The organism is Streptomyces scopuliridis RB72 (assembly GCF_000718095.1).
Taxonomy (GTDB): Bacteria; Actinomycetota; Actinomycetes; order Streptomycetales; family Streptomycetaceae; genus Streptomyces; species Streptomyces scopuliridis.
Genome location: NZ_JOEI01000016.1, coordinates 156,706 through 178,750, shown reverse-complemented (window position 1 = coordinate 178,750; position 22,045 = coordinate 156,706). Strand labels below are relative to the sequence as shown.

17 protein-coding genes and 1 tRNA gene are annotated in these 22,045 nt (G+C 68.3%); 9 read left to right on the top strand and 9 right to left on the bottom strand.

Going from position 1 to position 22,045, the window contains the following annotated elements:
• Nucleotides 1-260: 260 nt before the first annotated feature.
• The 3 genes from IF11_RS0121475 to IF11_RS0121465 all read right to left on the bottom strand — a co-directional run bounded on the left by IF11_RS0121475 (nucleotide 261) and on the right by IF11_RS0121465 (nucleotide 5,483).
• Nucleotides 261-2,162 carry a hypothetical protein gene (locus IF11_RS0121475; RefSeq protein WP_030353294.1) on the bottom strand — a complete coding sequence of 634 codons (1,902 nt, stop codon included), beginning with the start codon at nucleotides 2,160-2,162 and terminating at the stop codon, nucleotides 261-263.
• A 142-nt stretch (nucleotides 2,163-2,304) separates the two neighbouring features.
• Nucleotides 2,305-2,973, bottom strand: a complete 669-nt coding sequence (locus IF11_RS0121470) for a hypothetical protein (protein WP_133243349.1) — start codon at nucleotides 2,971-2,973, stop codon at nucleotides 2,305-2,307.
• Nucleotides 2,974-3,944: 971 nt separating this feature from the next.
• Nucleotides 3,945-5,483 (bottom strand): UvrD-helicase domain-containing protein, encoded by a 1,539-nt coding sequence (locus tag IF11_RS0121465; protein WP_051746110.1) that lies wholly within the window; start codon nucleotides 5,481-5,483, stop codon nucleotides 3,945-3,947.
• A 155-nt stretch (nucleotides 5,484-5,638) separates the two neighbouring features.
• On the opposite strand from IF11_RS0121465, the gene IF11_RS0121460 reads away from it, so the two are divergent.
• Both IF11_RS0121460 and IF11_RS0121455 read left to right on the top strand, forming a co-directional pair.
• Nucleotides 5,639-5,869 carry a FitA-like ribbon-helix-helix domain-containing protein gene (locus IF11_RS0121460; protein ID WP_030353291.1) on the top strand — a complete coding sequence of 77 codons (231 nt, stop codon included), beginning with the start codon at nucleotides 5,639-5,641 and terminating at the stop codon, nucleotides 5,867-5,869.
• Nucleotides 5,866-6,288, top strand: coding sequence for a type II toxin-antitoxin system VapC family toxin (locus tag IF11_RS0121455; RefSeq protein WP_030353290.1), 423 nt, complete (start codon nucleotides 5,866-5,868; stop codon nucleotides 6,286-6,288). The genes IF11_RS0121460 and IF11_RS0121455 overlap by 4 nt, the downstream gene beginning before the upstream one ends.
• A gap of 101 nt (nucleotides 6,289-6,389) precedes the next feature.
• Here the strand turns inward: IF11_RS0121455 and IF11_RS36860 are convergent, their stop codons facing one another.
• Both IF11_RS36860 and IF11_RS41625 read right to left on the bottom strand, forming a co-directional pair.
• Nucleotides 6,390-7,616, bottom strand: a complete 1,227-nt coding sequence (locus IF11_RS36860) for a helicase-associated domain-containing protein (protein ID WP_240627981.1) — start codon at nucleotides 7,614-7,616, stop codon at nucleotides 6,390-6,392.
• A gap of 167 nt (nucleotides 7,617-7,783) precedes the next feature.
• Nucleotides 7,784-8,500 carry a hypothetical protein gene (locus tag IF11_RS41625; RefSeq protein WP_030353289.1) on the bottom strand — a complete coding sequence of 239 codons (717 nt, stop codon included), beginning with the start codon at nucleotides 8,498-8,500 and terminating at the stop codon, nucleotides 7,784-7,786.
• Nucleotides 8,501-8,859: 359 nt separating this feature from the next.
• Between IF11_RS41625 and IF11_RS0121440 the strand changes: the two genes are divergently transcribed.
• From IF11_RS0121440 to IF11_RS0121410, 7 genes are all read left to right on the top strand, one after another.
• Nucleotides 8,860-11,499: a TOTE conflict system archaeo-eukaryotic primase domain-containing protein gene (locus tag IF11_RS0121440; protein ID WP_051746109.1), complete on the top strand. Its 2,640-nt coding sequence runs from the start codon at nucleotides 8,860-8,862 to the stop codon at nucleotides 11,497-11,499.
• Between the two features lie 65 nt (nucleotides 11,500-11,564).
• Nucleotides 11,565-11,885, top strand: a complete 321-nt coding sequence (locus IF11_RS0121435) for a hypothetical protein (RefSeq protein ID WP_030353287.1) — start codon at nucleotides 11,565-11,567, stop codon at nucleotides 11,883-11,885.
• 44 nt (nucleotides 11,886-11,929) lie between these two features.
• On the top strand, nucleotides 11,930-12,055 hold the full coding sequence (locus tag IF11_RS42730; protein ID WP_276311385.1) for a hypothetical protein: 126 nt from the start codon (nucleotides 11,930-11,932) through the stop codon (nucleotides 12,053-12,055).
• Between the two features lie 384 nt (nucleotides 12,056-12,439).
• Entirely contained in the window at nucleotides 12,440-13,018 is a 579-nt protein-coding gene (locus tag IF11_RS0121425; protein WP_030353286.1) for a DUF6907 domain-containing protein, read from the top strand.
• Nucleotides 13,015-13,221: a hypothetical protein gene (locus IF11_RS0121420; RefSeq protein ID WP_030353285.1), complete on the top strand. Its 207-nt coding sequence runs from the start codon at nucleotides 13,015-13,017 to the stop codon at nucleotides 13,219-13,221. The genes IF11_RS0121425 and IF11_RS0121420 overlap by 4 nt, the downstream gene beginning before the upstream one ends.
• Nucleotides 13,218-13,640 (top strand): hypothetical protein, encoded by a 423-nt coding sequence (locus IF11_RS0121415; protein WP_030353284.1) that lies wholly within the window; start codon nucleotides 13,218-13,220, stop codon nucleotides 13,638-13,640. The genes IF11_RS0121420 and IF11_RS0121415 overlap by 4 nt, the downstream gene beginning before the upstream one ends.
• A gap of 315 nt (nucleotides 13,641-13,955) precedes the next feature.
• Nucleotides 13,956-14,816 (top strand): hypothetical protein, encoded by an 861-nt coding sequence (locus IF11_RS0121410; RefSeq protein ID WP_030353283.1) that lies wholly within the window; start codon nucleotides 13,956-13,958, stop codon nucleotides 14,814-14,816.
• Nucleotides 14,817-15,189: 373 nt separating this feature from the next.
• Here the strand turns inward: IF11_RS0121410 and IF11_RS0121405 are convergent.
• The 4 genes from IF11_RS0121405 to tmk all read right to left on the bottom strand — a co-directional run bounded on the left by IF11_RS0121405 (nucleotide 15,190) and on the right by tmk (nucleotide 21,904).
• Nucleotides 15,190-15,266: transfer RNA gene (locus IF11_RS0121405), tRNA-Thr, on the bottom strand.
• Nucleotides 15,267-15,363: 97 nt separating this feature from the next.
• Entirely contained in the window at nucleotides 15,364-16,923 is a 1,560-nt protein-coding gene (locus tag IF11_RS0121400) for an alpha/beta hydrolase (protein WP_030353282.1), read from the bottom strand.
• 166 nt (nucleotides 16,924-17,089) lie between these two features.
• On the bottom strand, nucleotides 17,090-18,295 hold the full coding sequence (locus IF11_RS0121395; protein WP_030353281.1) for a DNA polymerase III subunit delta': 1,206 nt from the start codon (nucleotides 18,293-18,295) through the stop codon (nucleotides 17,090-17,092).
• A gap of 156 nt (nucleotides 18,296-18,451) precedes the next feature.
• A complete protein-coding gene (gene tmk, locus IF11_RS0121390; RefSeq protein ID WP_037728216.1) occupies nucleotides 18,452-21,904 on the bottom strand; it encodes a dTMP kinase in 3,453 nt (1,150 codons plus the stop codon).
• Between the last annotated feature and the right edge of the window lie 141 nt (nucleotides 21,905-22,045).

Here is a 22,045-nt window from a genome sequence, read left to right as displayed (position 1 = left end):
CATGGGCTGGATGCTCCCGGCGGGCAGTGGCAGTGAATCGCCCACGGAGTCGAGCAAAAGCACACAAGCAACAGCAACTTGTCGGCGCCGCCGACTCCCCCTCCTCGTGCCACATGCCGGTGCTCCCACGGCAACCAGACTCCAACCCGCGGCGCATCACGAGCACCGTCTCCCTTCTGCATGCCATGGGTAGGAGCCGGCTCGGCAATGCGGCCGCTATGCCTGGCTACCGCGCGGAGCCCGGCATAGCGGGTTGAAGCTCAGTCGTCGCTGACCACGTAGAGGCTGAGGTCCTTCGACAAAGTACGGGCATTCCTTGCCACCGTCACCCAGTCATCCCCGTTCAAGGATTGATAGGGCGGCTCCATCAACTCACGATAAGCATCGAAGCCGGCGCGCGCTCCTGCAAGCCCCGTGAACGTACGCTGCTGGGCCTCATCCGCCTTGGAAGCCGGCGTGCTTGTTGGTTTCATCAGAACCCGGGTGCGCAGCCAGTCATTGTTTGCTGATGGTGTGTTAGACCGTTCACCATCACTGATTGTCTGGCCGTCCTCATCCACCCGCGGAAACTGCGGCTTCGGCTGCCGGGAAGCCCGGATGGTAGCCATGAGCTGCTTGATCCCCCAGGCATTAGTGATCATTTTGTCGACGACCACCGAGGCATGGCCACGGTAGGCGGCGGACCCCCGGTCTACACCCAGCCCACCGAGTGCCAGCAGTGGTACGACCGCCCGGGCAGCGACCTCATAGCAGCAAGGACCACTTCCCCCACCATCCACCTCGGCGAGGGCTTCCCGCTCCAACTTGTCCAGGTCAGCGTCCTCAGGACGTGGTACGACCTCCCACTCGTGTCCCACGTTCGTCCAGAGCGCATGCACAGCGGCATTGCGCGCGCGGTCCAGAAGCTGACTGTCCTGCCCAGAAAAGGAGCGGAGCGCCAGTTCAAAGACGTAAGGTGATCGCCCCTTCGCGGAGAACGATTTCACCCCGAGTACTTCGTTGATGACCTTCCGCTCTTCCTTCTTCGGAATAGTCATCAGTCGAATCAACCATGCGCAGCGTTCGTCGCGATGGGTACTGAGGCCAAGCTTCTTGGCGACCTCTGCCAGACCCTCACGCCCCAGGGCAAAAACCAGTTCATCCGGACTGAGCAGAGCATAGTCGGCCAACGTATTCACTGCCCGCTCGGCCAGAAGAGTCTTCTGAGCCTCCGCCGAGAATGCCTTCGGCTCAATGTTCTGTGCGCCGAGTGCCAGATTCAACGTGCTGACATAACTTGCTTTACCCGTACGCTGCTGAAGCGTAGCCTTATCGTCCCAGCCCCAGCCAACAATGAGGTCTGCCTCGGCAGTCAGGGCATTGAGCTTCTGCTCAGTACGGATTAGCGCTGCCAGATCCATACCAGCAGCCTCGGTAAGCCGCTCCGCCTCCGTCCCGAGATCACGCATCTGCTTGTTGAGCCAACGTCGTTGCGCGGTCGGCTCCATGGCGAGGATCTCGGATTCAGTCAACCCAAGAAGCTTGTGTGCCGAGGCGGTCCGCGACGTGCCGTCCACAACCCCTACAGCTTGGCGCGGCGTGCCGTCGCTGAAGCGAAATTCCACATGCCCGGCGAGCAAAGGCATGAGGATGCCGTTAGCCGCGATGTCCTCCATCCAGTTGTTGTGCTGGAGGACATAGGCAGCATTGCTGTCCAGCGCACCGGCCACGGCCACGCGAGATCCACGGTAGATGAGGGAAGGCAGTGCGGGCGGAGACTCTGGAGCAGGCAGAGCCAAGTGCGCCGAGCCCAGCTCACCAATCCGAGGATCGGACAGATACGTCTGGCCAACGACGAACCTGCCATTTGTCGCGTCGACGAGTAGTAGTGGCGTCCACACCGTGGTGCGCAGCAAATTCAGCACCCGATTGCCTCGCACCCGCTGCTGTCTGATCTGTGATGCCTGGACACTTCGCGGATCAACGACGGTGGCGAGGAGCTCTGCCGCGGTCTCCTCCGTGTGCCCTATCTCGACATCCGCCTTCTGTACCAGTCGCTCAGCTGCGCTCTCGACGGATCGACGGTCTCTGACCACGAGGTGCGCGACGCGATCCCGAAGCACCTCCAACCGATCTTGGTAGTCCTGCTCCGAGATGTCCCGCTCATTTTCCGTGTCGCTCATGCAAGCCTCCCGCTTGACCGTGTGACGGAGTACAGGCACAGTGAAAGAGCTGGGCCCAGGAGGGCCCGGAAGTGGGGCCAGGTCATCCGCCGGACGACGGACACCTGGCCTTCGCGATGTCCGGCCGCTGCCGGCATGGCGCTTAGGACGTGCACCACGGGGCGTCCGGCTTGCCTGTGGCACCGGGGCCGTGTGGCAGGTCACAGTGGCCGCAGTTCAGTACCGTCACCTTCGTGCCGCCGAGTAGCTCGGTCCAGTACTCGGGCTTGCCGTCCAGTGCCGCGCCGAAGGCTCCCACGGCCACATCGGCTGCCCACAGTGCGTGCTCGGCAGGCCCCGCGACGTGTCCCACGCGCAGGCTGTCCGGCAGCGCTCCCGAGCGGCGCAACCCGGCCAACCCAGCGATGTCGCCCTTGTCTCGGACTGGCCCTCTGGACTCGAAGAGTGCCTCGGTGACGCCGCGATCGGCCAAGGCGGCGAGTAGTATCTGCTGGGCCTTCCTCCGGGGGCGCTCCTGACGTGCGCTGTCCATCCCACACCAAGTGGCGATAACGACCTCTGACTCGATTGATGCCGCTCGCCGGGAGAGGAAGAGCCTCCGGTTGGCGGACTCGTCCCGCCAGTGAAGCTTGCGCTGTCCCTTGAGAAGTAACGCCGCCATGACGTCCCGGGCCTGTTGTACCTCGTAGGACGCCAGCACTACGGCCGACATCAAGTAGATCCCGGTGCCGCCCGTGCGACAGCGTAGAGATTCGTCGCAGAATGCCCTGATACCTGGGCCGACGGATCGGGGAGACGCTGCGCTGTTCATTCTGAAGACCTCCGTCTCGCACGAGGGCACTCAGCGCTCGCACGTAAGGCAGGTCCTGAACGTCTGGGCACTCCCGGGTCCTCACAACGCCGTCCAGCGGTATTACGTGCCGGATCACGTGGTGGGCGCGGGGTGGGTCTCCAGCAGGAAGCGAAGAACGCTTCCGACCGAGAGCTCCATGTGCTGGGACTCCAGGATTGATCGTTTCTTTGCAAAAGACAGTAGCCCCTCGAAGTACCCCTGTGCAACAAGAGTTTGAAGGTGCATCAACTCCCGCCGTCGGCAGTCTGAGGTTGTCGGAGCTGAGAGCGGATTCTCGGAGACGGTCAGACTTGGGCCAGAGAACCCCTCCATGGCTTGATCACACAGGACGGCAGGTCGGGTGTGGCCGCCGACAGCGCCTGAATGGGCATGAGTGCTTCAGAGCTGGTCCCCTCCAGAGCAAGACGAGGCGAGGACGGCCCGCGCGGCCGCGAAGAAAGCTACAGCAGTGGGGTGGCTCAGCCCCTCCGCTCACGCACCGCTCACAGAAGCCATCCCATGGGTTCACGGCCGTGCGCCCTGCCATGTCCCGGGCAACACAAAACCCCAGGTCAGAATGCACCTGACCTGGGGTTTCTCTGAGCCGCCTTCGGGATTCGAACCCGAGACCTACGCATTACGAGACCATGAGTCATCGTGTTGCGTGGTGCCTCGTTGTGTTGTTGGGTGACGTTCTGCCTGATCAGAGCACGTGCAACAGGTTGACCTGTGCCGCCCCGTGACACACGGTCCAAAGGCGTCTGTCCACCGGCTGTCCACCGGTGGGGCAGCCGGAAGAGGTCAGCGAGGGCGCCGCGTGGCTGGAAGCGTAGGTCCTGACGGGGCCAGACGGGCACCTGAGAATGCTTGTCCGACCTCGACAAAAGCACCTTCGTCGGCAGCGAGTGGAGGTGTGGCCGCACCCGGCGGGCACACCCCGGTGTGTCGGCTCAGTTCGAAGAGGGCCCCAACGTGTCCCAGGGAGAGGGAGGTTCGCGGTCCTGGCGCGGATGCGTTCCGCCGGGGTTGCCGTCGGGGTGCTGGTTGATCCAGCCCAGGCCGCCGATGTCGAGTCTGTGGCGGGCTCGTGTGACGGCGACGTAGGCGAGCCGGGCTTCGGCATCGTCGATGTCGCCGGGCAAGGGGGCACCGTTCTCGTCCGTCTCCTCTTGGTTCATCGGCTCGGTGAAATCCTCGCCGATGCGGACGGAGGCCCATTCGCGGCCCTTGGCCTTGTGTGCGGTGGAGACCACGATCTCAGCGCCCTGTTCGACCGAGAGTCTGTCCACCGCGTCGAGGATGACGTCGACGCCGTGTTCGTCGACAAGATCGACCAGCGGCAGCAGGTCACGGCCCGACGGATCGTATTCGGCGTATTCCTGGAGCTCGCCCCAGGAATCGAAGAGGATCAGCTCGGGGTGGGTGCTGCGCTTGCCGGCCTTGAGGTCGCGGGCGGCTCGGGCGAGGGCCCGCAGGGCCTCGCCCCCGCCGACGAGGGCGACGCGGCGACCTTCCTCCAGCAGGCGCATGACTTCGACCATCGCGCCGACGTTGGACCGGCACAGGATCGCGTCCGGTTCCCGGACGCGTTCGAGGCGGGTGCTGATCGCCGGGGTGCCGGTCAGCCGGATCGGGGAGTCGACGATATGCAGCCACCGGTTGGCCTCCTCGGCGAGCGCGGAGCCGAAACGGAAGGACTGGGACAGAGCCAGCTGGGTGCCGTCGAAGCCGCTCATCACGTCCCGGGCTCCGCGCCAGCCGTAGATCGCCTGGGCCGAGTCGCCGACCATCACCAGCTGGGTGTGACTACGCTGGGAGTTGAAGATCTCCTCGACGACAGGGTTAGTGTCCTGGGCCTCGTCGAGCAGCAGGAAGTCCGCTTCGATCCTGGGCTCGGTCAGGGCCCAGATCTTCAGGTAGTGGTCGTGGTCGAAGCGGACGACGCCTTCCTGGGGGTTTTGGACGTCTTCCCAGGCCCGGTTGGCGTACGGCAGCACGACGTCGACGAGTTGGGCGTGCAGGTCTTCGGCTTCAATGCCGCGCAGGCGCGGGACGTGGTGGCGCTGGATAGTGCGGTCCGCGGACTGGCAGAAGCGGGTGACGGTCCGCAGCACGGTATAGGAGAGCGCCTTGTTGGTGACGTTCCGCTCGCCGATGCGGATGCGCATGTTGATGGCGATGCCCAGGGATGCACCGGTCTTCCAGCCAGGCACCCGGGGCGCGTTCATCCGGGACCCATACCTGTGGCCCACGGCGCCGAAGGCCAGCGAGTGCGCGGTCTTGCACCGCACATTGCTGGGGAACTTGTGGGCCGCGTCGTTCGCGATCGACTTGTTGAACGCGATGTACCGGCCGGATTTGGCCGTGCCGGCCGCGAGCATCGCCAGCGTCGTCGTCTTCCCGGTTCCGGCGCCGGCCTGCAGGACGAGGTGATCCCCGCGCCGGAAGGCATCGACGGCCGCGCTCTGCTCGGGAGTGGGCGCGGGCATCGTGCTCCTCAAAGGGTGGTGCGGCTTCATAGCGCGCTCGCATGGTGACACATAGAGATGATCCACATCCGGCAATCGCAGAAATTCGCTGCCCCTTCCTCGCCTATCGACCTGCAATGACTGCATATCGCCTGCATCGCTGCTAAACTAAAGGCATGACCGCGATCACCATTCGGGATGTCCCGGACGACACAGTCAACGCCCTGAAAGTCCGCGCCGCACAGGCTGGCAAGTCACTCCAGGCGTACGCCCTGGACCTGCTCGCCCGGGAAGCCGCTAAGCCCACCCTCGCGGAGATGGCCGCACGCCTGGAGCGTGAAACCCGCACCGAGCTCAGTACGACCGACATCCTCGACGCCGTCGAGGACGGGCGGGACCGACGTTGATCGTCATCGACTGTTCCAGCCTTGTGCACGTCCTCCTCGACCACGGCAAGACCGGAACCGCGATCCGTGAGCGGGTGGGCCGAGCCGACACTCTCGCAGCGCCGGGCCTGCTGGACTACGAGATCACCTCGGCCGTCTTCGGGCTGGCCCGCGGCCGGCGAGGGGAGAAGCCGAAGATCACGGAAAAGGAGGCGCTGAAGGCGATCACCGATTACCAGGCCCTCGCTCTCGACCTGCACCCCACGCTGGTCCTGTGGCAGCGCGTACGCGAGCTGTCGAACAACCTCTCCGTATACGACGCGCATTACGTGGCCCTCGCCGAGAGCTTCGGTGTTCCGCTGATCACCAGCGACGCCAGGATCGAGCGCAGCGGAGCAGTACGCTGCACGCTCGAGACCTTCGGGGCAACCAGCACCTGACCCCGGCAGCACCAACGCGCAGAATTCCACGACCCAGGAACGGTCTGTGAGGTTCCAAAGCTGTCGCACCGGGTCTGGCCTTGGCGTCCGCCGCACCCCGATCAGATACGGGCGCTCCCCTTGCCTTGAGCCTGAGCGGATCCGTCCGGGGGGGTGCAGGCCAGTGGGTAGCCCTGGGCGAGCAGGGCTTTGCGGAACGCGGGGAGCTTCTCGGCGGGGACGGCCAGCTGCCGCTCACCGAGGCGGGCGCAGAGGGCGCGCAGACGGCGGTCGCCCGCAAGGAGCGTAGCCAGGGCTTCGTCGGCGCACTCGATGAGGTGGACCGGGCCGGTGTCGCGGACCTTGCCGAGGCGGCGTTCGGTGTCGTCCAGCAGGGTGGTGACGGTTTGCGGCAGCGGCTGCAAGGACGCTTGGGCAAGGTGACACCGGAGCTCCTTCACGGTGCGCTTGGCGTCCAGGGCTCTCAGGAGGGAGGCGGCGCTCAGGGTCCACACCCGGTCGGAGGTCTTGTCGGCGAAGGCGTCAAGGAGCAGAGCGTCGGCAGGACGCAGTCCGTCGAGGGCGACGATGTCGAAATTCGGCAGGACCCTGACGCTGCGGCAGTCTGTGTCGACGGGGGCCGACGCGGGAATGTAGGCGGAGGCGCGGCCGGTGGCGTACGCGCCGAGTGGGTTCAGGCGCAGGGCTAGCAGACCATCATAGCGGGAGAGTTGGTCGAGGTCGTCGCCGCCCCAGTTGTCGCAATAGTCCTCGCGGGCGCCGACGGGCGGAACGTACTCGATGTCGATGAGGCCGAGGGTGGCGGCGTACTCGAACAGGACGGCGAGTGTGTAGCGGCCCTGGAGCAGGGGCCAGTCGTGGAATCCGTCGTAGCCGAGGCTGCCGTACTGCGGGTCTTGCAGGTACAGCTTCCACAGGGCGCGGTCGCTGCGCGCGATGGTGAAGTTGAGCCCGCTCTTACGCATGGCCGCGAACAGGTCGTCCACCTGGGTCCACTGCCCCGGTGCGCAGGCGGCGAGGGCCTCGCCGACCGTCTTGCGGCGGGGCCCTGCGGCGGACAGCACCGCCGCCGCGCGTTGGCCCTTGATCTCCTCGATACGGGAGAACTCGTCCAGCACGGCGCGGTTCAGCCACCGCTGCCACAGGAGCCTCAGGGCGTCATGGGGCGGCTCGGTCAGGGCGGCCCGCCCGCGAGTGGTCAACGCCAGTTTCCCTGAGGCGAGTTCGGCGAGGGCTCCGGCCTGGAGCAGCAGTGGCCAGGCGAAGGCGGCGATGGGATCGGCGGGGTAGAAGTCGCCGTCCTGCAGGATCTCGGCGACAGCCGCCACCGCGGCCGCACTCGGGCGGTGTGTCGTCTGGCTGCACCGCAGCTTTCCGGCCGCGCACAGCTGCAGTACGGGCGAGCAGGTTGGCCTGCGCCTCCTGCTCGGTGCACCGCACTGTGCTGCGCGGCGCCTGCTCGGTTGTCACAGCTGATGCCTCTTCAATACCTGTGCTACAGGTGGGCGATGTAGTGGTAGTTGTCCGCGCCGCAGGTCCGCTCAAGCTGCCGCACGATGGCGCGGGGGTCGTCGTGGGGGCCGGAGATGTAGAGCGGTTTGCCGTCCTGGCCGTAGCGGATCTCGGGCAGGTCGGCCGGCGCGGGGCCCAGGTGCCCGGCGGCCGCATCGAATCCTGTGGCGGGCTCGAAGCCCAGGGCGCGCGCGTAGGCGATCGCGCCGTGGACGATCGCCTGGGCCTGCTCCACGCCGATGCTCAGCGGCGGGTGGTCGAAGGCGGAGTAGTAGGAGCGGGCGTACGCCTGAAGCGATCCGGCCCCCATCACCTCCGGGCCAGTGACGTTCTTGACGCCCAGGCAGTACACATCCACCAGGATCCCGCACACCGTCACCCGGCTGGCGCGCTCCTGCCGAGCCAGCAGTACCTGTGCGAACCCGCCCGTACCAAGATCCTCCCGGTCGTGGAGGGGATCGGACGCCGCCCAATCGGGAGCAGCGTCCATGCCGAGCCCCACGCTCCAGCCCGCGTTGACGAAGCAGGCCACCACCGCACGCTCGGCAGGCTCGATGCCTGCCTGCTGGGCCTCCGCAACCCGCCGAACCAGCGCGGTGGCCTGCGCCGGGCGCAACCCCAGCACCTTGGCGATCTGCTTCGGACCGCTGCCACGCGCGCGCATCTCCCGTACCCGGCCGAGGAGTTCATCGTCCTGCATCACCCTATTGTGCCCCGTCGCCTCCCCCAGGCAGATAATTCGGGAAGCGGTAGGTCGCGTCCCACCTGCCGTTCGAGATGGACCTGTCGATCGGCGCACCTCACTGGTCGCAGGTCCTGCGGAGAGACAGAACAGGCTCGGTTCGAAGTCGAGGACTGCGAGCGGGGCTTGCAGCGCGAGACGTTCCGCACCCAGCACGGCACGCTCGCGCCCGTGGATCGTGCCCGCTGGTGCCCACCTGGTGCAGCCCTCATCGGTCGATGCCTCCAGTGCCCACCCGGACCAGGAGGGCGAGGGACACGAGGACGGAAATGTCCTGATCGGCTGCGGTCCGGTCAAGATTTTTGAATCATTGACCCGTGGATGACTGGGACGGGTGGGACGACCCCGCCGAGTTGCGGATCCGGCTCGATGTCGCGCTCGAGCAGATCGCCGAGCTGACGGAGGAGAATCGGCGGCTCCGGGAACGCCTCGGAATGTCGACACCCGACACCGTGCCCGAGCGGCCTGAGCCGGTGGAAAGGCCGATGCCGCCCACGTTGCCCGGAATGCCTTGCGGCAGCGGCCTGCCCTATGCGGACGCGGTCTCCGCCCCGCAGGCCAAGGTCGCCCTGTTTCGCGCACTGTTTGTCGGCCGTGCGGATGTGTACGCGAACCGGTGGGTGAGTGCGAAGAACGGCCGGACCGGATGGAGCCCGGCCGAGGAGAACCCCTGGGACAAGGCCAAGTCGGAAGCTGAGCGAGTGTTCTTCCCGCTCACCGACCAAGTGATCTTCCGGCACCTGAGTCGGCCTGAGCCGGGACAGCGGGAGCTGCATGTGGGCCTGTACCCGATGTTCCCCGACGACACGACCCAGTTGCTGGCGTGCGACTTCGACGACAAGGACTGGCAAAGCGACGCCGCCGCCTATGTGGCAGCCTGCGCGGAAGCCGGGGTCCCCGCCTTGGCGGAGGTCTCCCGCTCCGGGTCCGGCGCACACGTGTGGATCTTCTTCACCGCGGCGGTACCGGCCGGCCTGGCCCGCGCGCTGGGCATGGCCTTGTTACGGCGCGCGATCGACGCTCGCGACGGGATGTCCCTGGCCAGTTACGACCGGCTCTTCCCCGCCCAGGACTTCCTTCCCACACACTCCAAGGGCGGGGCACGGTTCGGGAATCTGATCGCGCTACCGCTGCACGGGGTCTCCCGCACCGCGGGCACCACGCTCTTCTGCGACCCTGCCACCTGGACGCCGTACGAGGACCAGTTCGCTTACCTGTCGCACACCGAACGCCTGACGCCCGGGCAGGTACAGGAGTTGGTGGAAACGTTGGGCCCGCTACAGGCCGGCCCCAGCCCGACCACGCCGGTGCTGCCGGCCCGGCCGCGCCGCAGCGCGCTGGGCAAGGCCCCCAAGACGGTCAGGGCCAAGGCAGGAGCGATGCTCCGCATCTCCACCACCGGACTGCCACCACAACTGATCGCGGCACTCAAGCACGCCTCGTCCTTCCACAACCCCGAGTTCTACCGACGCCAGAACCAGCGGTTCTCCACCTTCAACACCCCGCCCCTGATCTGCTGCTTCGACGCCACCGACCCGAAGTGGATCGCCCTGCCCCGGGGGCTTCGCGACGAAGCCGCCAACCTGGTCGCCGCCGCTGGCGGCACCTTGAAAGTCACCAGCGCCTTCCCCGACCGGGCCCCGATCAGTGCCCGGTTCACCGGCGAACTCACCGCCGTGCAAGCCCGGGCCGTCGAAGCGATGACCGCCCACCCCACCGGAGTCCTGGTCGCCCAACCCGGCGCGGGTAAAACCGTGATGGCCTGTGCCCTGATCGCGGCTCATGCCCAGCCCACAGCGATCATCGTCAACCGGGCCGAACTGCTGGCCCAGTGGCGCGAGCGCCTGGAGACGTTCCTCGACCTCGGTGAGCACACAGTCGGGTCGCTCGGCGCGGGCAAAGACCGCCGCCGCGGCGTGGTCGACCTGATCATGCTGCAGTCCTTGGCCCATCGTGAGGCCGCCACAGGGCTGCTGGACAGCTACGGCCTGATTATCGTCGACGAGTGCCACGCCATCGGGGCTCCGGCCGCCGAGGCCGCGATCCGCAAGGTCAAAGCCGAACGGTGGATCGGCCTGTCCGCCACCCCGTACCGGGCCGACCAGATGGACGCCCTGATCACCATGCAGTGCGGGCCGATCCGCCACGAGATCGAAGACCAGAGCAGCTTCGCCAAACACCTCATCGTGCACCGCTGCCACTTCACCACCGAAGAGCCCGGCACCGACGGCGCTTCCATCCAGGCCATCTACGGCGAACTCGCCGCCGACCAGGCGCGCAACCAGCAGATCGCCGCCGACATCGCCGACGCCTACCGGCGTGGCCGGTGCAGCCTGACCCTCACCAATCGCATCGAGCACGTCAACCAACTCTCGTCTGCACTCAAAGGGCACGGCATCGAAGCACTGCTCCTGCACGGCGGCCTCCCCACGGCCGATCGGGACCGCGTCCGTGGCGAGCTGTCCGGCGCCCGTACCGGTCCCTTGGTGCTGCTGGCGATCGACAAGGTCGCCGGGGAAGGGCTGGACGCACCCGTGTTGGACACGTTGTTCCTGGCCAGCCCCATCTCGTTCAAGGGCCGGGTGATTCAGCAGGTCGGCCGGATCATGCGCAACACCGAGGCAAAGAAGAGCCACGTCGAGGTCCACGACTACCTCGACTCTGAGGTACCGCTACTGGAGCGAATGCACCACAAACGCCGCAGGGTCCTCAACCACCGAGGATTCACCACCGCGACTCCGCCACGGTCGGAGCCGCAACCGGATCGGACACCGCATCCCGGCAGCGAACGCGGCACACCCCACGAGGCCCCCGTAGCCGAGGACGGGCCACAGGAGCCAACCACCGCCCAGGTCCGCTCGTGGGCCCGGAGCCAGGGCATCGACGTCCCGCCCCGGGGAAAACTGCGGGCGGCGATCTGGGACGCCTACCAAGCCGCCCACCCCACGCCCCGGTGAGGTTCCGCAATCCACGCACAGGGCTTCCCCGCCATCATGTATCCGGGCTGGCTACGCTGATGTCCGTGGAACCCAGCAAGCCGTGGACCGAGCAGGAACTCGACGCCCTCGTCGAGGAGGCCACCGTGGATGCCTACGACACCGAGGAACAGCTGTCCGGGCTGTTCACCATGGTGCAGGAGCATCTCGCGGTGCCGTTCACCACCACCGTCCTGGGCGTGCAGGTCACGGTGGAAGACATCGACCTCACCGAAGGCAGCCACATCGTGGCACGCTGCGTCCGTGGCCCCTGGCAGCAGGCCATCGGCATCCTCGACCTCCCCCTGCCTGTCCCGGCCCCCGACGGCGCGCAGTGGATCGCGGCCTACCGCCGCTGGGCGCCGTGACCTGCCACACCAACATCCCTCCGGCCACAAGGTGTGGACGCCTCGTGAGCGACTATCAGTACTACGAATTCTGCGCCGCTGACCGGGCGCTGGACCGCCAACAGCTCGCCGTGCTCCGGACGATCTCGACCCGTGGGGACTTCATCGTGTCGATGTCGGCGCCCCCGTAGACCCTGGACCTGGCGGAGACCAACCGCATCTTCAAGGCCAACGGTCTCGACCCCGTGCCGATGAAGCCGTGCGCGCCGTCCCCTGAAGGTCGAGCGTGTCGAGGTGATGGCCGATGTCGAACCCTCGGCCCCGGTCGCTCCTGCGACCTGGCCGCCCAGGGCAGGCGGAGAGGTCTCCCGGGAGTCACCCCGCCAGCCGAAAGAGCGCATTGTACGCACCAGTTACCGCAAAATAACCCCATTCCGGGCCCGGACCCCTCGAACGGGACAGCGCTCTCGACCCCGTTCGACAGGGCGCGTATCACCAAAGCAAGAGGCCCGGCCGGTGGGTTCAACACCGGAGGTGAGGCCATAACCCGACTCCTGCAATGGAGGAGACAAAGCGTGAAGAAAATACCAACGGCCGCCAACAACGGCGGTCCCGAGGACCACACCACCCAGCCTCTCGGGAGCGCCAGCCAGGCCGCCCGACTCCAGTCCGTCCCCGCAGCCCTGTCCGACAGTGAGCCCGCCGTGGGAGCGTCCGCTGTCCGGCGCACATTCACCTTTACCAGCGCCGTCACCGGTGAAAAGGTGACCGCGACCTGCATGCCCGGCTGCACGGTCGACCACGAGGCGGACAGCAACACGCCCGAGCACCCGCACGACATCTACTGCAACATCCCCGGCACAGCCGGCGAGCTGCCCCTCTACGGCCCGCTGTGCGACACCGGCAGCCCGAAGGACTTCCGCTTCCTCAGCTGGCAGATCGAGTCCCGCCCCTTCTCGGGACAACCGGCGGAGCGGCTGCCGTTCGTAGCCATTGAGGCCATCGACGACCACTACATCGAGTACCTCGACCCGGACACGCTGGAGATGGTCATCGGCCGCCTGCAGAAGCGGGTCGAGTCCCTGCGCGAGGCCCACGCCCAGCTCGTCAACGTCCGCACCGCGTACCTCAACCCATCGGAGGTGGCGGCATGAAGACCGCGGCCATCACCGAACGCGCCATCGCCGAGGTGGGGACGTTCCGCACCACGATGCGGGAACTCCGCTCGTGCTCCCCGGCCGTGGAGAAGTTCGCCGACGAGGTGATCGTCCACATCGTCGTCTGCGGGGCCCCGAAGGCCGCTGCCGAGACCGCGATGCGCAACCTCCTCAGTGAGCCGGCGGAGGTGACGGTATGACGACGTTGACCACGCGCGCCGGCTTCGAGGCCTTCCGCGACCGCATGTGCGACCACTTCGGACAGCTGCCCGACGAGCTCGGCAACCAGCACCTCCGCGTCGAACAGGCCCCGCTCGGCCCGGATGAGTACTTCACCTACCGGCTCGACGGCGACGGTCACCACATCGTCTACGACCCGCGGCAGACCAGCGGGCTCATGGTGCGCCAGTTCCTCGGCATCTACGCCACCTTCACCGAGGACCCGATCCGCGAGAGCGTCCGCGACGCCTACTACAAGGCGGAAGCGGCGGGCGAGCGGGAGATCTGGGGGATCGTCCTCAGCGAGATCGACCGCTCCCAGGACTCCGAGGGTGTGATGGACCGGGTGCTGGAGCTGCTGCAGCAGGCCCACGCGAAGACCAAGGCAACGGCCGCGTGAGGACGACCGCGAAGACTGCGGCGGTCGGGGGTGTGCAGTTCGTGGACAGCCCCGGCCGCCCGGCCCTCACCTGGCAGCAAGCCTTATGGATCCTGAAAACTCAGCGCCCGCAAACGGTCACCCACGCGAGTGAAGCGGCGCAACATTCCCCTGACAGTGCGGCTGGCTCTGTAGCGTGCCTGGTTGCAAACTCACAGTCCGCTCGGCCGATGAACGGCAGCGCCGGGCAAGGAACGGGGAGAGGCCATGGGTGCCCCTTCAACCAGTAGTCGCCATCTTCTCCTGGAAGACCGACCGCCGCCGAGCACCCCCACGATGCAGCGGCTTCCCGGCAAGGCCAGATCACGCCAGGAGGTGCTGCGGGAGTGCGAGGCGGAGGTCGCCAAAATGCGCGGGTACATCCCGCGGGTGCTCTGGGACTTCCTGATTCCGGATCTGTCCCGCGCCTTCCGGTGGCGCGTTCAGCTTGACTGCGGTTGCACCACCGAGGTCCTCACTCGCGAAGACGGCACCCCACCGCACGAGGCGCAGTGGAAAGATCACCGCTCACCGCTGCCGCCTGGGCAGATGACCTGTCATCACGACGACTCCCCACCGCCGCCGTATCGCGTGATCGCCGAGTGGGGAGACCGGAGGGAGGTGACGTTTCCCGCCGACCCGATCGAGCCATCGGACGACACGGACCCCAGGGTTTGGTCGGTACTCCGCCGTGACGAGCCGCACACCTCCGCGTTCTGGGAGGTGACGCTGGCTTGCGGTCACGTGGAGGAGGCCATTGCCCCGAGTCTCGATTGGGTGCCTGCTTCTGGGCCTCGTCGTGCGGCTCCGGAACGAGTCCAGCAGATGTCGGCCGAGTTTGAGGACGCCTGGCGCGCGAACCCAGAGCTGCAGACCGAGCGGGATCGGGAGCACACCCGACGGATGCTCGCGGACGGCTGGCCGGCACCGGAGCCTGAGCGACTCTGTTATTCCTGTCCTCGAGTTCGGATGATCCTGGCCTACGAACGCGTCGGATGGCTTGTCCCCCGGCAGCGACAGTCCAGGAAGGCGACGAGCACCACACCCACACCCTCGCGGTCCGCATTGGAGCGAAGGCTGCGAAAAGCCGAATCCGAGGCCGAACGTCTTCGGGCCGAGTTGGATCGGATCGACCAGGGACCGCTTCGCCCTGATTGAAGTCCGCAGGGACGTTTCCCGCCTCCCGCTGGACGTGAAAGCTGTCAGGACCGGACAGTCCCGACGCCGCCGATAGCCCCATCGGAGACCGGTGGACTTTACCCGTCGTCCAGGAGCGGCGATAGTCCCCTGACGGAGTTTCACGCACGGCTGTCCACCGGCTGTCCACCGGAACCCGTTGCGCCGACCTGGTCCGTCCCCTACGAGCAAGCAAAAGACCAGTTCAGAGCCTCGCTCCGTCGATCTCGTCACAGAAACCGAACCTCCGACCTACGCATTACGATGCACAGACGGACGGTGCCCGATTTGCCGAGATTCCAAGGTCAACGAAAACAAGGAACCCCAGGTCAGATGCCTGACCTGGGGGTCACTATGGAGCCGCCTTCGGGATTCGAACCCGAGACCTACGCATTACGAGTGCGTTGCTCTGGCCAACTGAGCTAAGGCGGCGCGCCTTCCGCACCATGGTGCGATCAGCAGCGCGGCCAAGTCTACACAGTTTTGGAGGGTGCTCCGTACACGCCTCCCGCGGGGGCCTTTCCGCAGGTCAGGAGCACTTCTTGCCGTCCTTCGGGGGTGTGCCCTCCAGGAGGTAGGTGTTGATCGCCGTGTCGATGCAGTCGCTGCCGCGGCCGTACGCCGTGTGGCCGTCGCCGTTGTAGGTGAGGAGGGTGCCGGAGGAGAGCTGGGCGGCCAGGGACTGGGCCCACTTGTACGGGGTCGCCGGGTCGCGGGTGGTGCCCACCACGACGATCGGGGCCGCGCCCTTCGCCTCGATGCGGTGGGGGGCGCCGGTGGCCTTGGTGGGCCAGTAGGTGCAGTTCAGGGAGGCCCAGGCCAGGCCCGTGCCGAAAACCGGGGATGCCTGTTCGAAGGAGGGGAGCGCCTTGGTGACCTCTTCGGGGCCGCTGAAGGCCGGCGGGAGGTCCAGGCAGTTCACGGCGGAGTTGGCGTACATCAGGTTGGCGTACGAGCCCTCGCTGTCGCGCTCGTAGTACGAGTCGGCCAGGGAGAGCAGGGCCGCGCCGTCGCCCTTCATGGCGTCGGCGAGGGCCTGGCGGAGCTGGGGCCAGCCGGACTCGTCGTACATCGCGGCGATCACGCCGGTCGTGGCCAGGGACTCGCCCAGGGGACGGCTCTCGCCGGTCGGGACGGGCTTGGCGTCCAGCGTGGTGAAGAAGGTCTTCATACGGTTCGAGACGTCGGCCACGGACTTCGTGCCGAGCGGGCAGTCGGACTGTTTGACGCAGTCCTCGGCGAAGGACCGGAAGGCCGTCTCGAAGCCCGCCGTCTGGTCGCGGTTCAGCTCGCGGGCCGGGAGGGACGGGTCCATCGCGCCGTCGAGGACGAGGCGGCCGGTGCGCTTCGGGAACAGTTCGGCGTAGGTCGCGCCGAGGAAGGTGCCGTACGAAGCCCCGACGTACGACAGCTTCTGGTCGCCCAGAGCGGTACGGAAGATGTCCATGTCACGAGCCGCCTCGACCGTGGACACATGCGGGAGGATCGCGCCGGAGCGCTTCTCGCAGCCCTGGGCGAACTTCTTGAAGGACGCGGCCAGCTTCGCCGTCTCGGCCTGGTCGTCCGGCGTCTGGTCGACCTGGGTGTACGCGTCCATCTCCTTGCCCGTGAGGCATTCGACGGGCTCGCTGCGGGCGACGCCGCGCGGGTCGATGGCCACCATGTCGTACTGGGCGCGGACCTGCGCCGGGTAGCCGATCCCCGCGTACGCCTGGAGATAGCCGATCGCCGAGCCGCCGGGGCCGCCCGGGTTGACCATGAGGGAGCCGAGGCGCTTGCCGGGTCCCGTGGCCTTCTTGCGGGAGACGGCCAGGTCGATCCGGGTCCCGTCCGGCTTCGTGTAGTCGAGCGGGGCCTTCATCGTGGCGCACTCGAAACCGGGGACTCCGCACGCGCGCCACTTGAGCTTCTGGTCGTAGTACTTCTTCAGCGCGGCAGGATCAATGGACACCGCACCGGCGCCCGAACCCGCATCCGCACCCGAAGTCGATGCCTCCGACGGGGAACTGCCGGAGCTGCAGCCGGAGATCAGCAGACCGGCCGCCACGAACGCGGTAGCAGTGATACGGAACAGGCGCCTGGTGTCCATTCAGGGAGCCTAGCCGCCGAATCGCGTACACCGCCCGCCGGTGCTCGTACGGGTGATTTTCCGGACAATCGGCTAGCTCGTACGGCCCGGCAACCAGCCCCGCTCGCACAGCCCCGGCAACCAGCCCGCTCGTACGCGACGCGCTGGACCGGGTCGCCCGTACCCGTCAGCCCGCCCGGAGCGAGACCGCCATCGCCTCCACCGCCAGCAGCGGCGCCACATTGCGGTCCAGCGCCTGGCGGCAGGCGACGATCGCCTCTATCCGGCGCAGCGTCCGCTCGGGCGTCGAGGCACGGGCGACCCGGTCCAACGCGTCCCGTACGTCCCCATTGGCGAGCGCCACGCGCGAGCCCAGCTGGATGGCCAGCACATCGCGGTAGAAGCCGGTCAGATCGGTGAGGGCCAGATCCAGACTGTCCCGCTGCGTACGGGTGGACCTGCGCTTCTGGCGGTCTGCCAGCTCCTTCATCACGCCCGCCGTGCCCCGGGGCATCCGGCCGCCCGCCGAGGCACCGAGCGCGGCCTTCATGTCCTCGGTCTCTTTGACGTCGACATCCTCGGCGACCTGCTTGGCGTCCTCCGTGGCGGCGTCGATCAGCTCCTGCGCCGCCCTGAGACAGCCGCCGATGTCGTCCACGCGCAGCGGCATCTTGAGAACAGTGGCGCGGCGGGCACGCGCCCGTTCGTCGGTGGCGAGCCGGCGGGCCCGGCCGATATGCCCCTGGGTGGCGTTGGCGGCGGCACGGGCGGCCTCGGGCTCGATGCCGTCGCGCCGGATCAGGACATCGGCGACGGCCTCTACCGGAGGAGTACGCAGCACGAGATGGCGGCAGCGGGAACGGATCGTGGGCAGGACGTCCTCCAGGGAGGGCGCGCAGAGCAGCCAGACCGTACGGGGCGCCGGCTCCTCCACCCCCTTCAGCAGCACGTTCCCCGCACCCTCGGTGAGGCGGTCGGCGTCCTCCAGCACATTGACCTGCCAGCGTCCGCCGGCCGGCGAGAGCTGGGCGCGGCGGACCAGCTCGCGGGTCTCCTTGACACCGATCGAGAGCAGATCCGTACGGATGATGTCCACATCGGCGTGCGTACCGATCAGGCTCGTATGGCAGCCGTCGCAGAACCCGCAGCCCGGCTCACCACCGAGCGCCCGGTCCGGGCTCGTGCACTGCAGGGCGGCGGCAAAGGCGCGGGCCGCGGTGGACCGGCCCGAACCGGGCGGGCCGGTGAACAGCCAGGCGTGCGTCATCTTCGACGCCTCCGGCGGCTCCGTACCCGCGGCCTCGGCCGTCACACGCGCGTCCGCGTCACGAGCGGCGGCAGCGAGCGTCGCCCGAACGCGGTCCTGTCCGACCAGGTCGTCCCATACGGTCATGCGCCGTCACCACCTCCATGCCATGTGCGGTCCCCACCTGTGTCCTGTGTGAGCCCCGGATCCCGCAGCCCGGATCCCGCAGCCCGGATCCCATTGTGGGGCCGGGGTCTGACAGTCCGGTCAGTCCGGCCGGACGGGGCCCAGGCCCTGTCTGGCCTAGCGGCGGCGCCTGCCATCGTGGTCGCCACCGTCGTCATGCGGGCCGAGCAGTTCGTCCGCCAGAGTCGGAAGGTCGTCCAGCGGAGTCTCCTCCGCCCAGTCGGAGCGGCGGCGCGGGCGCTCGGGCGTACGTTCCTGACCACCCTCCCGAGACGCCTCCGGGTTGACCTGCGGCAGCTCGCGCGTGCGCTCGTTGCCGCCCTCGGCGGGCGACGGCCGCGCGTCGTCCCGGAAGAAGCCCCGCGGCACCCGGTCGGCCGGATCGGCGTTCCGTACGGGCGGGAGTACGGCGGTCTCGTCGGCCGCGCGGGCGTCCCGGCTGCCCCCTGAGTCACCCGTACCCCGTACGTCACCCCGCGCGTCACCCCGCGCGCCGCCGTGCCCGTCGTCCCGCACCGGCGGGAGCACCGACGTCTCGTCGGCCGCCCGGTCCGTACGATCCGCCCGGTCCGTACGTCCAGCTCGGTCCGTACGTCCAGCTCGGTCCGTACGATCCGAACGCTCGTCCCGCTCAGCAGGCCGATCCGGATCCGGCACCTGCGGAATGACCGTCGTCTCGTCCGGATCCGGCGGACGTACCGCCGGGACCTCCTGCGTCACCTCGTCCGGCGTGACCGCCGGCTTCTTGACGAAAGGCGTCGGGACCGTGATCTCGTTCGGAGAGACCTCCGGAGCCGGGGCCGAAGCCGCCTCGGCCGCCGACTGCTCCGCGAGCCGCCGCGCCTCTTCGGCGCGGAGCAGTGCCTCCTCCGCCTTGCGCTGCTTCTCGCGGCGGCGCTCCTCGGCCTCCGCCCGGAGCCTGGCCTCTTCCTGAGCCTGCCGCCTGAGGCGCGCCTGCTCCGCCTCGTACGCCCGCTCCTCGGCCTCGCGCCGCAGCCGCTCCTCCTCGGCCTTCTTGCGCGCCTCCTCGGCGCGCTGCCTGGCCTCCTCCGCCTGCCGCTCGGCCTCGCGCTGCCGCGCCTCCTCCAGCTCGCGGCGCTTGCGCTCCTCCTCCTCGGCACGGAGCTTGGCGAGCTGCGCCTGTCGCTCGCGCTCCCGCCGCTCCTCCTCCGCCTTGCGCGCGGCCTCTTCCTCCGCCCTGCGGCGGGCTTCCTCGATGGCCGCCTTCCGCGCCTCCTCCTGGGCCTTCACCTCGGCCTCGGAGAGCGGCAGCATCTGGTCGAGCCGGTGCCGTACGACCGTCGTGACCGACTCCGGCTCCTGGCCCGCGTCCACCACCAGATAGCGGGTGGGATCGGCGGCGGCGAGGGTGAGGAAGCCGGTCCGTACCCGCTGGTGGAACTCCGCGGGCTCGGACTCCAGCCGGTCCGGCGCCTCCGTGAAGCGCTCGCGCGCCGTCTCCGGGGAGACGTCGAGCAGCACCGTCAGATGCGGTACGAGCCCGCCCGTCGCCCAGCGCGAGATACGGGCGATCTCGGTCGGCGAAAGATCACGGCCCGCGCCCTGGTAGGCCACGGACGAGTCGATGTAGCGGTCGGAGATGACGATCGCGCCGCGCTCCAGCGCCGGACGGACGACCGAATCGACATGCTCGGCGCGGTCGGCCGCGTACAGCAGGGCCTCGGTGCGGTTCGACAGACCCGCACTCGACACATCCAGCAGGATCGAGCGCAGCCGCTTGCCCACCGGGGTGGCGCCCGGCTCGCGCGTGACCACCACTTCATGGCCCTTGGCCCGGATCCAGTCGGCGAGCGCCTCGACCTGGGTCGACTTTCCGGCGCCGTCGCCGCCTTCTATGGCGAGGAAGAAGCCGGTCGCGGCCGGGGCCTGCGCCGGGTCGGCTCCGCCGCGCAGCGCGTCGCGCAGATCGCGGCGCAGCGGCACACCGGACCGGTCGTCCGTCTTGGCGAGGACGACGGCCGCTACGGGCAGCAGCAGCGCGCCGACCAGTATCAGCGTGAAGGCCGCTCCGTCGTGCGCGAAGACGAAGGTGCCACTGGCGAGGCGGTGCGGGCCGATGGCCGCCGCGACGAGGGGGGCGATGACCACGCCGAGGCCGACAAAGACCCTGACTACAGCCTGTAGATGTTCGGTGACCCGACCACGACGGTACTCCTCCGTCTCCAGGTCGATAAGGGTGTGTCCAGTATTCGCCGCGACACCGGCCGTGAAGCCCGCGAGCAGCGCCAGGAACAGCACGGTCGCCATGTCCGGCACGAGGCCCATGACGAGCAGCGCTATACCGGTGACCGCGAGCGCCAGCGCGAACAGCCGCCGGCGGGACAGCGCGGGCAGCACCTTCGCGGCGCCGCGGATGCCCAGTCCCGTACCGCCGGTCAGGGCGAGGACGAGGAGGGCGAAGGCGACAGGACCGCCCCCGAGGTCCTTGGCCTGGAGTACGGAGACGCCCACGGCGGCGGCGACAGCGCCGGCGAGCGTGCCGCACGCGAGGACGAACAGCGGTACCGCGCCCGTACGCCCCTTGTCCTGGCCGCCGCCGCTGCCGCCGGATCCCTTGCCGCTCGCGCCGCCCACGGACCGGCGCAGCCCTTCGAGCGGGGAACGCGGGCGGGGCGTATGGCCGTCGGGCAGTTCGAGGAAGTAGAGGGTCGACACCGACGCGGCGAACAGCCCGGCCGCGACATACGACCCGAGGGCCGCCTGATGCAGCGAGAACCACTCGATGCCCGTGCCCAGCAAATTGCCGATCAGCGTGGCGACGAGCAGGACCGCGGCGGCGACGGGTACGGCGGCGAAAGACGTACGGAGGGAGAGCCGGCGCAGCGCGTCGAGGTGGTCGGGCAGCGGGCGTACCGCGGCGCCCTCCAGCGGCGGAGCCGGCAGCAGGGCGGGAGCCGCGCTCTCCTTGGCGACCGTCCAGAAACGCTCGGCGACGCCGGCGACGAAGACCGTGCTGAGGAGGATCGGCAGGGCGCGGTCGGGGGTCCAGTCGAGCCACAGCGGCGCGACGATGAGGAGCGCGAGGCGCAGTACGTCCGCGACGATCATCGTCCAGCGACGGTCCAGCGGGCCGCCGTCCCGCGCGGGCTTGGCCGCCTTCTTCTTCGTCTTGACCGCCGTGGCCCCGGACGCCTCAGCCACCCCGGACACCTCGGGCGTCTCAGCCGTTCCAGCCGCGTCAGCCGTCCTCTCGGCCTTGGCCCCGGACCCGCCACTGGGCGCGATCAGCGCCGTCAGCGGCCCGAGAAGCACCGCCCCGAACAGCAGCGTGGCCAGAACCCGGGCCCCGAACACGGCGGCGACGGCGAACGCCACACCCCGGTATCCAGCACCGAACGAGCCCTCGGCGATCGCCGCCTGCAACGACAGCAGCAGAAGCACGAGTACGGCGAGTACGTCGCCGATCCCGCCGACGAACTGGGCACCCCAAAGCCGCCGCAGCGGTGGAAGGCGCAACAGAGATCGTACGGCGCGCTCTCGTGAGTCTGCGGCAAGTGCGTCGGAGTCGGAGGTGGGGCTCACGACCGTTGGCTGCTCGGCTCGCGTCATCCGCCCAGCCTATCCGGAGCCAGTGACAACCCTGGAGCCCCGTCCGAGCGGACGACCGCGACAGAGGGGGCGAGAGGGAGCAAGTCGCCCCGCTCCCGCCGTCCCTCCGCGACTCAGTTACCCGGACTCCCGGACTCGGCC